This is a genomic window from Curtobacterium sp. ISL-83, from assembly GCF_018613895.1.
GTDB lineage: Bacteria > Actinomycetota > Actinomycetes > Actinomycetales > Microbacteriaceae > Curtobacterium.
Map to the genome: position 1 here is coordinate 187,808 of NZ_JAGGPH010000009.1, position 13,086 is coordinate 200,893.

Annotated in this window: 14 protein-coding genes; 10 read left to right on the plus strand and 4 right to left on the minus strand. The window is 74.0% G+C overall.

The genetic code is table 11. From position 1 onward, the window contains the following. Positions 1 to 65: 65 nt before the first annotated feature. Positions 66 to 659, minus strand: a complete 594-nt coding sequence (locus J7E22_RS08980; RefSeq protein ID WP_214981125.1) for a nitroreductase family protein — start codon at positions 657 to 659, stop codon at positions 66 to 68. 100 nt (positions 660 to 759) lie between these two features. On the opposite strand from J7E22_RS08980, the gene J7E22_RS08985 reads away from it, so the two are divergent. Continuing rightward, a complete protein-coding gene (locus J7E22_RS08985) occupies positions 760 to 1,683 on the plus strand; it encodes an AEC family transporter (RefSeq protein ID WP_214981127.1) in 924 nt (307 codons plus the stop codon). 27 nt (positions 1,684 to 1,710) lie between these two features. Here J7E22_RS08985 and J7E22_RS08990 read toward each other — a convergent pair whose 3' ends face one another. After that, positions 1,711 to 2,553 carry an exodeoxyribonuclease III gene (locus tag J7E22_RS08990; protein ID WP_214981129.1) on the minus strand — a complete coding sequence of 281 codons (843 nt, stop codon included), beginning with the start codon at positions 2,551 to 2,553 and terminating at the stop codon, positions 1,711 to 1,713. A 79-nt stretch (positions 2,554 to 2,632) separates the two neighbouring features. Between J7E22_RS08990 and J7E22_RS08995 the strand changes: the two genes are divergently transcribed. Genes J7E22_RS08995 through J7E22_RS18210 form a run of 6 tightly spaced genes read left to right on the plus strand, consistent with a single transcriptional unit; the run spans position 2,633 to position 5,843 of the window. Next, the gene (locus J7E22_RS08995) at positions 2,633 to 3,136 is read left to right on the plus strand and encodes an Asp23/Gls24 family envelope stress response protein (protein WP_214981131.1); all 504 of its coding nucleotides are present in this window, start codon (positions 2,633 to 2,635) and stop codon (positions 3,134 to 3,136) included. Beyond that, positions 3,133 to 3,324, plus strand: a complete 192-nt coding sequence (locus tag J7E22_RS09000) for a DUF2273 domain-containing protein (RefSeq protein WP_214981135.1) — start codon at positions 3,133 to 3,135, stop codon at positions 3,322 to 3,324. The genes J7E22_RS08995 and J7E22_RS09000 overlap by 4 nt, the downstream gene beginning before the upstream one ends. Continuing rightward, positions 3,321 to 3,704 carry a hypothetical protein gene (locus J7E22_RS09005; protein WP_214981137.1) on the plus strand — a complete coding sequence of 128 codons (384 nt, stop codon included), beginning with the start codon at positions 3,321 to 3,323 and terminating at the stop codon, positions 3,702 to 3,704. Before J7E22_RS09000 ends, J7E22_RS09005 begins: the two co-directional genes overlap by 4 nt. Next, positions 3,701 to 4,414 (plus strand): hypothetical protein, encoded by a 714-nt coding sequence (locus tag J7E22_RS09010; protein WP_214981139.1) that lies wholly within the window; start codon positions 3,701 to 3,703, stop codon positions 4,412 to 4,414. Before J7E22_RS09005 ends, J7E22_RS09010 begins: the two co-directional genes overlap by 4 nt. Continuing rightward, positions 4,411 to 5,004: a hypothetical protein gene (locus J7E22_RS09015; protein WP_214981142.1), complete on the plus strand. Its 594-nt coding sequence runs from the start codon at positions 4,411 to 4,413 to the stop codon at positions 5,002 to 5,004. The genes J7E22_RS09010 and J7E22_RS09015 overlap by 4 nt, the downstream gene beginning before the upstream one ends. Before the next feature lie 20 nt (positions 5,005 to 5,024). Further along, entirely contained in the window at positions 5,025 to 5,843 is an 819-nt protein-coding gene (locus J7E22_RS18210; protein ID WP_308159190.1) for an aminoglycoside 3'-phosphotransferase, read from the plus strand. 11 nt (positions 5,844 to 5,854) lie between these two features. Here the strand turns inward: J7E22_RS18210 and J7E22_RS09025 are convergent, their stop codons facing one another. Together J7E22_RS09025 and J7E22_RS09030 are read right to left on the minus strand one after the other, a co-directional pair. Further along, positions 5,855 to 7,204, minus strand: coding sequence for a M23 family metallopeptidase (locus J7E22_RS09025; RefSeq protein WP_214981145.1), 1,350 nt, complete (start codon positions 7,202 to 7,204; stop codon positions 5,855 to 5,857). Positions 7,205 to 7,277: 73 nt separating this feature from the next. Then, the gene (locus J7E22_RS09030) at positions 7,278 to 8,945 is read right to left on the minus strand and encodes a hypothetical protein (protein ID WP_214981148.1); all 1,668 of its coding nucleotides are present in this window, start codon (positions 8,943 to 8,945) and stop codon (positions 7,278 to 7,280) included. 104 nt (positions 8,946 to 9,049) lie between these two features. On the opposite strand from J7E22_RS09030, the gene pyrE reads away from it, so the two are divergent. The 3 genes from pyrE to J7E22_RS09045 all read left to right on the plus strand — a co-directional run bounded on the left by pyrE (position 9,050) and on the right by J7E22_RS09045 (position 12,793). Further along, positions 9,050 to 9,601, plus strand: a complete 552-nt coding sequence (pyrE, locus tag J7E22_RS09035; protein ID WP_214981151.1) for an orotate phosphoribosyltransferase — start codon at positions 9,050 to 9,052, stop codon at positions 9,599 to 9,601. After that, positions 9,598 to 11,970 carry a hypothetical protein gene (locus J7E22_RS09040; RefSeq protein WP_214981153.1) on the plus strand — a complete coding sequence of 791 codons (2,373 nt, stop codon included), beginning with the start codon at positions 9,598 to 9,600 and terminating at the stop codon, positions 11,968 to 11,970. Before pyrE ends, J7E22_RS09040 begins: the two co-directional genes overlap by 4 nt. 178 nt (positions 11,971 to 12,148) lie before the next feature. Next, positions 12,149 to 12,793 carry a HEAT repeat domain-containing protein gene (locus J7E22_RS09045; protein ID WP_214981156.1) on the plus strand — a complete coding sequence of 215 codons (645 nt, stop codon included), beginning with the start codon at positions 12,149 to 12,151 and terminating at the stop codon, positions 12,791 to 12,793. The last annotated feature ends 293 nt before the right edge of the window (positions 12,794 to 13,086 follow it).

Here is a 13,086-nt window from a genome sequence, read left to right on the forward strand (position 1 = left end):
CCTCCGGAACGACGGACGGCCGCGCTCTGCTCGGAGCGCGGCCGTCGGTCGTGGGGGAGTCGGGGTCACTCCTTGACGAGCACGACCTCGTCGAGGGGCATGCGCGTGCGCGGCGCGACCTCGCGCTCGGCGATCTTCTCGTCGAGCTGCGACGGGTCCGCGACGGTCCCGATCGCGGTCACGGTGAACGGCAGGAACCGGGCGTCCAGACCGAACGCAGCACGGAGCCCCTCGGCGTCGATGCCGCCCATCTGGTGCACGTGCAGGCCTTCCGCGTGCGCCTGCACCGCGAGTGCCGCCACGGACTGGCCGAGGTCGTACTCGGCGAACCGGAGCTCCGTGCCCTCCTCGTTCACCGTCTCGAGGACGCCGACGACCAGTGCACTCGCGCGGAAGGCCCAGGCCGCGTTGAAGCCGAGCAGGTGCTCGTTGATCGTCCGGAAGGTCTCGGTACCGCGCCGGCCGGCGATGAAGCGCCGGGGCTGCAGGTTGTTCGCCGACGGGGCCCACCGAGCGGCCTCCAGCACCGCGTCGAAGGACGCGTCCGAGATGGTCGCGGTCTCGTCGTAGGAGCGGGGGCTCCACCGCTCCTCGAGGAGCGGGACCAGGGGCTGGCTGGAGTCGGTCGATCGGGTGAGCGTGTTGGTCGTCGAGGTCATGGTTGCCGCAACAACTGTCCATGGCCCGGCATTCCGGATCAAGCGCGCTCTCCGCGCCGTGCCGTTCGGCGACGCGTGTCGCCGTGCCAGGATGGAGGCGATGGGTGGCGTGTTGACGGGCTTCGCGATCATCGGCGCGATCATCGCGGCCGGGTACGTCGTCGGGCGCACCGGGATCCTCGGGCAGCACGCGCAGTTCGTGATGAGCCGGCTGGCGTTCTTCGTGCTCATGCCGTGCCTGCTCTTCCACACCATCGCGACGGCGGACATCCGCTCGCTGCTGTCGCCGATGCTCTGGGTGTCGCTGCTGAGCGCGGTCCTGGTCGCGCTCGTCGCCGCGCTGGTCTTCGGCGTCGTCATGCGTCGCCCGCTCGCCACCACGACGGTCGGAGCGCTCGCCTCGAGCTACGTCAACGCGAACAACATCGGTCTGCCGGTCGCCGTGTACGTGCTGGGGCAGGCGACGGCGGTGGTCCCGGTGATCCTCCTGCAGCTCGTGGTGCTCGCGCCGATCGCGCTGACCGTGCTCGACGTCGCGACCTCGGGGAGCGGGAGCTGGCGGCGCCGCATCGCCGGACCGTTCCGCAACCCGATCATCATCGCGTCCCTCGTCGGACTGGTGTTCTCGGCGACGAGGGTCACCCTGCCGACGCCGGTGCTCGAGCCGTTCGCGCTCGTCGGTGCCGCGGCCGTCCCCGTGGTGCTGCTGTCCTTCGGGATGAGCCTGCACGGCGCGACACCGCTGCGCGACCCGTCGATCCGGACGGACGTCATCGTGGCGTCCGTGACGAAGCTCCTGGTGATGCCCGCGGTCGCCTTCGTCCTGGCGCGGTTCGTGTTCGGACTCGGCGCGCAGGACGTGTTCGTCCTGACGACGCTCGGGGCCCTGCCTGCGGCGCAGAACGTCTTCAACTACGCCCAGCGGTACGGGGCAGCGGTACCGGTCGCGCGAGACGTGGTGCTCATCTCGACGATCGGCGCGGTGCCCGTCCTGGTCGCCATCGCGGCGCTGCTGCACCCCTAGGCGCGGCGGGAGCAGGCGCCCGGCGGGTCAGAAGATCATCGGCCGGTCGTCGTCGAGCGCGGTGTCGAGGTCGAGGTCGAGGTCCACGGTCACGGGCACGTGGTCACTCGGGGCGTCGCCCTTGCGCTCGTTCCGGTGGATGGCGGCATCCGTGACGACGTCGGCGAACGCCTCGGACCCGAGCACGAAGTCGATCCGCATCCCCTCGTTCCGGGGGAACCGGAGCTGCTTGTAGTCCCAGTAGGTGTACCCGTCGGGCACGATCGGGCGGACGACGTCCTGCAGGCCGATGGTCTCGAAGGCGCGGAACGCAGCACGCTCGGGCTCGCTGACGTGGGTCGACCCCTCGAAGACGCGCATGTCCCACACGTCCTGGTCGAGCGGGGCGACGTTCCAGTCGCCCATCAGCGCGAGCGGGGTCTCCGGCGACGCGGCGAGCCACTCCGAGGTGCGGTCGGCCAGCTCGGCGAGCCAGTCGAGCTTGTACGTGTAGTGCGGGTCACCGAGCTCGCGCCCGTTCGGCACGTAGAGGCTCCAGAGGCGGACGCCCTCGACCGTGACCCCGATGGCACGGGCCTCCACCGGGAGGTCCGAGCCCTCGTGGCCCTTGAGGAAGCCGGGCTGGCCGGGGAAGTCGCGGGTGACGTCCTCCATCGGCAGGCGGCTGGCGAAGGCGACGCCGTTCCACTGGTTGAGCCCGTGGGCCTCGACCTGGTAGCCCGCGGCCTCGAACGCCTCGGTCGGGAACTGCTCCGGCTTGCACTTGATCTCCTGCATGCCGAGGACGTCCACGTCCTCGCGCACCAGCCAGTCGACGATCCGCCCGACTCGGGTACGGACGGAGTTCACGTTCCAGGTCGCCACGCGCATGCACCCGAACCTACCGGTCCGTTCCCGGCACGATGGTGTTCGCTGGACGGCAGCAACGATCCGCACCAGGAGGCACCACATGGCATCGACGACGAACCGCCCTGAGGGGACCACGACCGTGGCTGCTGGGACGACCGGCGCCGGGACGTCCGCACGCGTCGACGGGAACACCGCGACCGGGACCACGACCACGCAGGTGACGGCCAGGGGCAAGACCATCATCGACGACGCCGTGGTCGCGAAGGTCGCGGGCATCGCCGCTCGCGACGTGCCCGGGGTGTTCGCCCTCGGGGGCAACACGGCGCGGGCCTTCGGCGCGATCCGGGACGCGATCGGGTCGAGCGCACTCGGCCAGGGCGTCCGTGTCGAGGTCGGCGAGACCCAGGTCGCCGTCGACCTGACGATCGTCGTCGACTACCCGACGCCGATGATGGCGGTCGCGACGGCTGTCCGGACCGCGGTCACCGACGCGATCACCGAACTGGTGGGCCTCGAGGTGACCGAGGTCAACATCGCGATCAACGACGTCAACATCCCCGCGCTCGCCGGCACCGAGCCCGACGTCGAGGGTCGCGTCCGGTGAACGCCACCGTCGTCGGCATGGGCGCCGGTGCCCTGCTCGCCATCGTCGCCGTGACGCTCGGGTTCTGGGCGTTCGTCGTGGTCGCCGTGTTCATGATCGTCGGCGGCCTGGTCGCCCGGATCGTGTCCGGGGACATCGACTCCAGCCGCCTGCTCGACGTGCTCCGCGGGCGCCGGAGCTCCCGGTGACCCCGGCCGCCGTCGCCGTCTCCGGTGACCGCGGCGCTCCAGACGGGCAGCGGGTCCCCGGCTACGACCGGATCGGGGCCGCCGCACTCGTCCACACCGCGCAGGCGGTGGCCGCCGAGGCGCTGCGCGCACCGGTCCGGGAGGTCCGGGCCCACGTCGCCGACGACGGTCGCGGTGCGCTGGCGGTCGAGGTCACGGCTCCGCTCACCGTGCCCGTCCTGGGTCGCCACGCGGTCCCCGACGAACCCGTCCTCGCAACGGCGCACCGCGCCCGTGCCACGATCGCCGAGCGCATCGCGACCATCACCGGCCGGCAGGTGCAGCGCGTGACGATCACGTTCGCGTCGTCGGTCGTCGACGTCCCACGGAGGGTCCGATGACCGGCGAGCGCACCGAGCACGAGCCGCTCCCGGCGGACGGGCCGCTCGCCGCGGTGCTCGGGCAGGACCCCCGACGGTCGGCCGGGGACCGACCGGCCGTGGGGCAGCGGGTCGGATCGACCGCGGCCGAGGAACACGCTCCCGTGTACCGACGGCTGATCCGACGTGAGACGAACGCCTCCCGGTCCGGCACCGTCGTCGTCGCGATGCTCGTGGTGCTGCTCATCGCTGCGGTGGCCGTGTTCGCCGCGGCCCTCGTCCTGCTCGACCAGACCGTCGCCGGCATCGACCCACGCGTGGTCGTCGATCGTGCGGTGCGGGCGCCCGCCGGCCTGGACACCACGATCGTCGTCGGCATCGCCGCCGTGCTCGCCGTGCTCGGACTGGTGTTCCTGCTGCACGGGCTGCTGCCCCAGCGACGGCCCCGGCACACGATGTCCTCCGACCGGCTCGCGGTCGTGGTGGACGACGAGGTCCTCGCGTCAGCCGCTGCGCGTGCCGCCCGGTCCGCGACCCGACTGGGTCCGGACGGCGCCCTCGGGACGGTCGGGCGCCGGACCGTCGACGTGGTGCTCCGCCCCGCGGCGGGCGTGGACGTGCCGGCGGTCGCCGCGACCGAGGCCGTCGAGCGGGAGTTCGCCGCGATCGACGCCCACCCGACCGTGACCGCGCGGGTGCGCGTGCAGCCGACCGGACGGATCGACGGATGAACGCCACGAACCGTGCGCTCGGCCGGACCGCCCTGGTCGTCGTCGGGCTCGTCCTGCTCGTCGCGGGTGTCGCCGTGATCCTCGTCGAACTGCTGCCGTCGGCGGCGACGACCTGGCACGCCGTCGGACACGGCCTCCGCGACCTCGGAGCGGGAGCGGGTCGGGACGCCTCGGTCCTGGCGTGGACGGAGGTGCTCGGGGGCGGTGTCCTGCTCGGCGTCCTGGCGCTCGTGGTGCTGTCCACGCTGGGCGGCGGCCGCGTCGACACCGTGATCGAGGACGACGGTCCCGCTGACGGCCTGCCGGGCGGCGTGCGCATCGACGCCGCCGCCGTGCAGCACGCGCTCTCGTCTGCCATCGGCGACCTGCCCCAGGTCGGGTCGCTCGCCGTCGACGTGTACCGCGTGCGACGCGGTCGTGCGATCCGGATCCGTGTCCGACCTCGGCGGGGTGCGGCCCCGCGGGAGATCACGGAGCGGGTCGAGGAGATCGTCGCGGACCTGGACGCCCTGCTCGGCGAGCGGCTGCCGGTGCTGCTCGAGATCGCTCGTGGCGGCGCGGGGTCCTCCCGGCCGGACCGGGTGCACTGAGGTCGGAGCGGGATGCTGACGTGCGGGTGGTCGTCACGGGCGGAGCGCCGGTGGTGACGGACGGCATCGCCCGTGCGCGGGCCTCGGTCGGTGTGCCGCGCGTGGTCACCGAGGCCGCGCGTGGGCGCCCGGTGCAGGCCGTCTGGGTGAACGAGATCGGCGGACGGACCTTCCGCATCGGGGCCGAGGGTCACGCGGAGGAGTACGTCAAGGTGCTCCCGCACGCGAACACGTCGTGGATCGTCGGCGAGGCCGCTCGGCTGACCTGGGCCGCCCGGTACGCCCGGGTGCCCGAACTGCTCGCGCACGGCGTCGACGACGAGGGCGCGTGGCTCCGGACCCGTGCGCTCCCGGGGTGGAGCGCCGTGGACCCCCGGTGGCGCGACGAGCCCCGGACGGCGGTCATCGCCGTGGGGGAGGGACTCCGTGCCCTGCACGACACCCTGCCCGTCCTGGACTGCCCGTTCGAGTGGTCCACGGCGCACCGGACCGGCCGTGCGCGGTCGGCGGGAGCCGACCCCGACGCGCTCGGACCCGAGCCGCCGTCCGAGCGCACGGTGGTGTGCCACGGCGACCCCTGCACGCCGAACACGCTCGTCGGCGCCGACGGCCGGTGGTCAGGCCACGTGGACCTGGACGGGATGGGGATCGCGGACCGGTGGGCGGACATCGCCGTGGCGACGATGGCGCTCGGGTGGAACCACGGACCGGGGTGGGAGCCGCTCTTCCACGAGGCCTACGGCGTCCCGTTCGACCCCGACCGCACCGACTGGTACCGGGCGCTGTGGAACCTGGGCGACGGTGGCACCGCGACCAGCGGGCCGAGCACGGGCACCTGACGCGGCTCGGTTCAGAACCGGACGCCCCGCGCGGCCATGAACGGCACCGGGTCCGTCGTGGCGCCGCCGACGTGGACCTCGAAGTGCAGGTGGCAGCCGGTGGAGGCGCCGGTCGACCCGACGAGCGCGACGAGCTGCCCGGCGGAGACGCGCTGCCCGGGTGCGACCCGGTACCCGCCGTCCACGATGTGTCCGTAGGCGGTCTGCACGCCGTTGCCGTGGCTGATCCGGACGTAGTTGCCGTACCCGCCGTACCACCCGACGTACTCGACCGTCCCGGCTGCGGCGGCGACGATCGGGGTCGAGCAGCCGCTCGCGAGGTCGGCGCCGTCGTGCTTCGTGGTGACCCCGGTGATCGGGTGCACGCGGTACCCGTACGGGCTGATCACGTACCCGCCGGCGGGACGGACCCACCCGGTCCCGGACCCCGAGCCGACGGCACCACCAGACCCGGCGCCGCCTGATCCCGAGCCACCTGATCCCGCGCCACCCGACCCGGACCCGCTGCTGCCGCTCGCAGGTGCGGGGGCCGCGGCTGCTGCCGCCCGTGCCGCGGCGTCGCGTGCTGCCTTCGCCTCGGCCGCCTTGCGGACGATCTCGCCCTTCGCGAACTCGGCTTCGGTCCGGGCTCGGCCGGACGTCAGCGTGGCGAGTTGGGCGTCGAGCCTGGCCTTGTTCGACTGCTGCTCCTGGTACGCGTCACGGACCTTGTCGGACGCCACCTGCGCTGTCCGCATGCGGTCCTGGGCGACGGCGGCCAGGCGCTCGAGTGCCTCGGCAGCACGGTCCGCCTGCGCGGTGAGCGAACGTGCCACCGCGGCGTCGGCGGTCGCGGCGGACTCGACACGCTCGGCCTGCTCCGAGAGCTTGCTGAGGGCGCCGAGGTTGTAGAGCAGGTCCTGCGCGTCATCGCCCCCGGTGAGGACCGACGTGGTCACGTCGGCGCCGCCCGAGCGCGCCATCTGCGCGGCGAACTGCCCCGCCTGCGCGGCGCTCCGGGCGGCGACGGTGGCGTGCTCGTCCGCATCGGCGCGGAGCCGCTGTTCCTTCTCGGCGGCGTCCTGCGCCGCGGTCTGTGCGGTCGAGAACTCGGTCCCGAGCCGCTCGGCTTCGGCCTGGGCCGCGCGGACGTCGGACGCGAGTCCCGCGATGATCCCCTTGAGCGTGGTGATCTGGGACTGCTTCACCGACTCCTGCCCACGGGCGGCCAGTACCTGGTCCCAGGAGGGGTAGGGCGCCGCGCTCGCCGAGGGCGCGTCGGACAGGGCGGTGCCGAGCAGTCCGGCGATCGCCATCGTGGTGGCGGCGAGTCGGAGGCGCAGCGTGGCACGCGGGGTCCGGTGGCTGGTCGAGCGAGTCATCGCGACAGAGCCTATACATCCGTACAGATTCGGTGGGGTGACAACGCGCCGCTGTGGAGAACTCCCGCCCGGGTCAGAAGCCCCGCTCGCGGAGGATCGCCTCCGCGCTGTCGACGACCGTCGTCCGGAGCGTGGTGGCCCCGGCGGTCCCCGCGTAGTCGTAGACGTCGAAGCTCGTGCAGTGCGTGATCGTCGCCGGCGTCCCGAGCGAGTCCTCGACGGCCCGGGTCCAGACGTCACCGGACCCCACCACCACGAAGGTCGGTGAGGCACCGCGGTAGGCGCCGAGATCGACGAGCCACGGGTACGTCTCGAACGTGTCGCGGACCTGCAGCAGCTGCACGTTCCGGGCCGCGTAGGCGGCGAGCGGGCGGACGGTCCAGAACTGTCCGACCCCGACGACGTCCCGCCCGTGCGCCCAGCGGTCCAGGCAGGTCGCGGGGTCGTAGCGCGCCGTGGCCACCGTGCTCGCGGTCGCGGGTGCCACCGCGACCCCGGCGACGAGGACCGCGGCCGCAGCGACGGCGAGCCCGGTGCGGAGGCCCCGCCGCGGCCGGTGCACCCTGGTGGTGCGCACCGCCGTCCGGGCGAGCTCGGCGACGGCCACCAGGGCGAGGAGCGGTGCGGTCACCACCGGCTCGAGGTAGCGCGCGGTGTCCGACCCGGCGACGACCACCCCGACCGAGACCGCGACGATGGTCACGAGGGGCAGCGCCGTCGCCACGAGCACCGTGCGCGAGGTGCGGACCCGCCAGGCCCACACCGTGCCGCCGACGGCGAGCACCAGGCCGACGAACATCAGGAGCAACCCCGCGTCCCCGGCGGCCGACGCGGCGCGCACGTCGGTGAGCGCGGCGAAGAACCGCAGGGTCTCGGGGGCGCGCGACGGGTCGACGTACGTGGACGGGTCGAGCGAGACGAATGGCCGGAGCGGGATCCGCAGCAGGTACCCGATGACGGATCCGGCGGTGACCGTGGCGGACAGCACGAGCACCGGGCGCCACGGCACCCGTCGCCCGAGCGCGAGGAGCACGAGGGTCACGACCACCGGCGCGGCGGACCACGGCACGTACAGCGGGTTCGACGCGGTCGTGCACACGGCGACGAGTCCGAGCACGACGAGCACCGGCACTGAGACCCGTCCGAGCCGCACGGCGCGGAGCACGAGCACGGCCGTGCCGAGCATCGCCAGCACGACGCCGTAGTAGTACGTCGTCGTGAGCATGAGCGAGGAGAGCTCGAGCGTGTTCGCGATGCTCGACGAATCCGTCAGGACCAGGAGCGTCAGGAACCCGAGTGCGACCGCCGACACCGCGACCCGTGCCGACCGGCGGGCGGCGGGCATGAGCTCGTTCGCCGCCGCACGGACGATCGCGTAGACGGCGAGCAGCACGAGCAGCCCGTTCAGCGCCAGGGCCTGCTGCGGCGTCGCGGTCACCGCCGCGCAGAGCAGGTAGACGGGCAGCTCGGGGAAGAAGAACAGCGCCGGCGACATCGCCCACTCGAACGGCTGCCCGAGCTGCACCGACCGCAGGACGAGCGGCAGCAGGACCGAGTCGCCGTCGTACCACACGAGGGCGGCGCGGGCGGTCGCGAGCACGTGTCGCAGGGCGATGACGGACAGGGCCAGCGCGACCAGCGCGCCCAGTGCCTCCCGTCCGGCCGCAGGCCAGAACCCGCCGGACCGCCGGTCGTCGGACGGAGCCGGGGCCTCGACGGGCGGCGGCGCGGCGGAGGGCATGCCCGGAGCGTACCGAGCCTGGCTCGGCGGCAGCAGGAGCGCTCGCTGTCCATCCGCGCAGGACGGTGCGCGTTGGGCGTGTCCGACCGCTACCCTTGTGGGCTGTGACCGACGCGCGCGAACAGTTGATCCAGCACATCACGGACGAAGCGGTGTTCCACGGCGACTTCACCCTCACCAGCGGGAAGAAGGCGACGTACTACATCGACCTCCGCAAGGTGAGCCTCGACCACCGCGTCGCGCCCCTGATCGGGCAGGTCATGACCGATCTCATCGCCCAGGTGCCGGACGTCGCAGCCGTCGGCGGGCTCACCATGGGCGCCGACCCGATCGCGAGCGCCGTCCTGCACCAGGCGGCGTCGCGCGGGCTCGTCTACGACGCGTTCGTCGTGCGCAAGGAGCCCAAGGACCACGGCCGCGGCCGGCAGGTCGAGGGCCCGGACGTCCGCGGCAAGCGCGTCATCGTGCTCGAGGACACGTCGACCACCGGCGGATCGCCGCTCAAGGCCGCCGAGGCGCTCGAGAAGGAAGGCGCCGTCATCGCCGCCGTCGCGGTCGTCGTGGACCGCGACACCGGGGCGAAGGAGACGATCGAGGCTGCGGGGTACCCCTACTTCGCGGCGATCGGACTCGCCGACCTGGGGCTGACCGCGTGAACGAGGAGCGTCCGGACGACGCGCACGAGCCCGACCGTACCGCCGGACCCGACGACGGGGACGCCGGACTGGAGGCTCAGCGCGCGCCCGACCCGGACGCTCCGTTCCACGGTCTCCGCAGTGCTGCGGACATCTTCGGCGCTCCCCGTGGCGCCGAGGACTGGCCGTCCCGCCGCGAGCGCCGCGAGGCCGAGCGCGCGGCGAAGGAGACCGGTGCGCCGCTGCCGGAGCCGTTCGAGCCGGCGCCCGTGTCCGCACCGGCGCAGGAGTCCGGTCCCGTGACGCCCGGGTCGGACACCGGCGCTGCTGCCCTCGATGCCGGGCCGGCCGACGACCCCGACGCTGCCGTCACCCAGGCCATCGCGATGCCGCCGGAGCTCGCGGCGCCGTCCGAGAACCCGACCGCCGTCGTCGAGCAGGAACGTGCGACGCTGCACGACCGCATCCCGCCGGCCGCCCCCGTGCCACCGCCCGCCGCAGCGCCCCATCCGTCGTCGATCCAGCTGCCGACCGCGCAGTCGCACCGGGACGACCGCGCCTCCGAGGCGCGCGCCATCGACGAGGAGCGCCGCCGGGTCGACCCGTTCGGGCAGGGCCGCGGTGACGTCGACTGGCTGGGACGGGCCACCGGGTCGCACCCGGAGCCCGACGCGTCGCTGCCGTCGCGCGTGCCACCGTCGTCGCAGGTGCCCCCGGCGTTGCCGGTGCCGCCCGCCGTACCGGTGCCGCCGGCCCTGCAGGTGCCGCCGGCGCTCGGCGTCGAGAACACCCTGCCCCCCACCGACCAACCGCCGAGCTTCACGGAACTCCTGCGCATCGACGCGCTGGGCACGGACGCCGGCTCCCCGTTCGGCGAGACCGGCGGGCACGACCGTCCGTTCGACTGGGCGATCCGCGACGACCAGACGCCGGAGGTCCCGACGGCGCTGACGGGCGACCGGTTCGACACCACCACCCTCGTGCCCGGCGCGTGGTCGCTGGCGGACGAGTCGGAGGACGAGGACGTCGTCGTCTCGGGCGAGGTCCCGACGCCGGTGTCGGGCTCGCCCGTCGTGCCGGCCGGTCCGGTGGTCCCGCCGGACGCTGCCGCGACCACCGTCACCCCGGACGTTCCTGCGACCACCGTCACGCCGGACGCCGCGGCGACCACGGCGTTGCCCGCTGCGGACGTGCACCCGGACGACCAGGCGACCACCGCGCTGCCGGCACCGACCTCGGCCCTGCCCGCGGCCCACACGCCGTGGTGGGCGGAGCCCGACGCGACCGTCCCGCCCACGGCCATGCCGCCCCTCGTCGAACCCGCCGGTGGCGGTGCGGGTCAGCCGGCGTACCCGGCGCACCTGCCGCCCGCGGTCGGACAGGGCCTCGACGCGATCACCGGGATCCGCCGACGGGGCGCGGGCGTCCAGGGCGCGGGCGTCCAAGGCGCGGTCGACGACGACCACGCCGACGCCGGTGCGCCGACGCCCGAGCGGCTGCCGAGCACGGCACCCGACGACCTGGACCAGTCCGAGTGGACCGGCCGGGAGACGAGCGACACCAGCGCGATCAAGGACCTCTTCGGCACCGCTGCCGTCGACCAGCTCGGGAGCACCGGGTACGACCCGCACGACACCGGGACGCGGATGATGCCGTCGGTCCCCTCGGCGAACACGCCGAGTGTCCGGTCCGCCGTGCCGCTGCCCCCGGCCGCGTCGGCGCCAGCCCAGCAGGGCATCATCAACGAGCAGTTCGCCCGGCTGCAGGGCGAGGGCAAGCGCGGGAAGCAGCTGCTCATCGGCGGCGCGATCCTGATCATCGTGGTCCTGCTCGTCGCGGTGTTCCTGCTGACCCGGTGGATCCTCGGCAACAGGATCGACGAGCACGCCCCCGTGCCGACGAAGTCGCCGGCGGCGGCAGCGGCACCCAGCAAGCCGAAGGCATCCGCTCCCGCGACGACCCCGGCTACGCCCGCGACCACCCAGCAGGCAGCCGGGCTCCAGTTCGCGAGCACCCCGGCCGCGCCCGGCGAGCACCCGTGGACCGACCTGGCCGGAGGCGAGTGCCTGTCGCCCTTCGCGAACGCGTGGGCGGAGACGTACACGGTGGTCGACTGCGCCTCGCCGCACGTGGCGCAGCTCACCGCCCGGCTGCCGGTGACGGCGAGCCAGTACCCGGGGCCGGACGCCCTGGCAGCGCAGGCGAGCGAGCAGTGCCAGTCCTCGTCGGGGCTGAACGCCTCGGCGGCGGCCGCGTTCGGGGACGTGCAGGTGCAGGGGTCCTACGCACCGGACCAGGCGACGTGGGACCGCGGGGACGTGTTCATCTCGTGCTTCGTCACGCGGTCGTCCGGTGGCACGCTGACGGGGTCGCTCGCGCCGTCGGCGTGAGGGCCGGCGCTGGCACCTGGCGACTGCCAGCGGAGGTCGGTCGCCAGGCGACTCGGCGGACGTCCTGCGACAGCGGGGCTGTCGTTCGAGGGCCGCGCCCGTGTCGCACGCGCTCGACCGGCGCGTGCGATCGTGTCGCACGCTGTCGCCCCTGCGGCCCCGTGTGTTGAGATGGAGCATGCCGACGCTCACCTCGTACCTCGCCGACCCTCGGGCCGTCGTCCGGCTGCGTGCCGTGATGGCCGCCGGCACCGAGCCCGACCCGCAGGACCTCGACCTGCTGCTCGACCAGTGTGCGATCGAGCCCGACCTGCAGGTGCGGGAGATGCTGACCTGGGCGCTCATCCGGCTGCCGCACGAGCTCGTCCTCCCGCGCGTGGTCCGGGAGCTCGAGCGCCCCGAACCGCAGGCCCGCAGCCAGGCACTGCACACGCTCTCGAAGCTCCACGACCGTTCCGTGTACCCCGCGGTCGCCGCCCGACTCGACGACGCGGACCCCGGGGTGGTGCGGACGGCCTGGCGTGCCGCAGCCGTCCTGGCACCCGAGGGGGAACGACCGGCGCTCGCCCGACGTCTCGGCACGCAGCTCGGGCTCGAGGACCCGGAGCGCCGCCTCGCCCTCAGCCGCGCACTGGTCTCGCTGGGTGAGGACGTCATCGCGCCGGTCCTGGCCGCGGCCGACGAGCACCGGAACGCGTCCGTCCGTGACCACGCCGCCGAGACGCGCCGGCTGCTGCAGGACCCCGACGCCGGGTCGGCCCTCGCCCTCGCGCGGGCCCGGCGCGAGGTCGCCCTCGGCCGGACGCGGGACGCCAAGGGGTAGGGAACGGGGTGCGGTGCGCACCCGATGACGGACTGGAGGCGCGTAGCGGCGACGCCACGCGCCTCCAGTCCGGCCAACGCCCGCACTCGTCACGGCGGGGCGGGACGGGGAAGACGCGGATTCGGGCCGCCGAACAGGCCGCGTCGGCTTGCTGTGCGGGATCACGCCACGGCACAGTGGGTGCCGAAGGGGAGTAGCTCCCAGCGCGTGCATCGACACACTGGCCATCACGACGATCGGCCCGGTGCACCACCCGGACCGGCCTGCGGTCCTCCGGGCGAGCGAGACCTTCG

Bases quoted from the DNA above. Each gene is read 5' to 3' on its own strand.
- J7E22_RS08980 (WP_214981125.1), bottom strand. From the start codon at position 659: ATGACCTCGACGACCAACACGCTCACCCGATCGACCGACTCCAGCCAG.
- J7E22_RS08985 (WP_214981127.1), top strand. From the start codon at position 760: ATGGGTGGCGTGTTGACGGGCTTCGCGATCATCGGCGCGATCATCGCG.
- J7E22_RS08990 (WP_214981129.1), bottom strand. From the start codon at position 2,553: ATGCGCGTGGCGACCTGGAACGTGAACTCCGTCCGTACCCGAGTCGGG.
- J7E22_RS08995 (WP_214981131.1), top strand. From the start codon at position 2,633: ATGGCATCGACGACGAACCGCCCTGAGGGGACCACGACCGTGGCTGCT.
- J7E22_RS09010 (WP_214981139.1), top strand. From the start codon at position 3,701: ATGACCGGCGAGCGCACCGAGCACGAGCCGCTCCCGGCGGACGGGCCG.
- J7E22_RS09015 (WP_214981142.1), top strand. From the start codon at position 4,411: ATGAACGCCACGAACCGTGCGCTCGGCCGGACCGCCCTGGTCGTCGTC.
- J7E22_RS09025 (WP_214981145.1), bottom strand. From the start codon at position 7,204: ATGACTCGCTCGACCAGCCACCGGACCCCGCGTGCCACGCTGCGCCTC.
- J7E22_RS09030 (WP_214981148.1), bottom strand. From the start codon at position 8,945: ATGCCCTCCGCCGCGCCGCCGCCCGTCGAGGCCCCGGCTCCGTCCGAC.
- J7E22_RS09045 (WP_214981156.1), top strand. From the start codon at position 12,149: ATGCCGACGCTCACCTCGTACCTCGCCGACCCTCGGGCCGTCGTCCGG.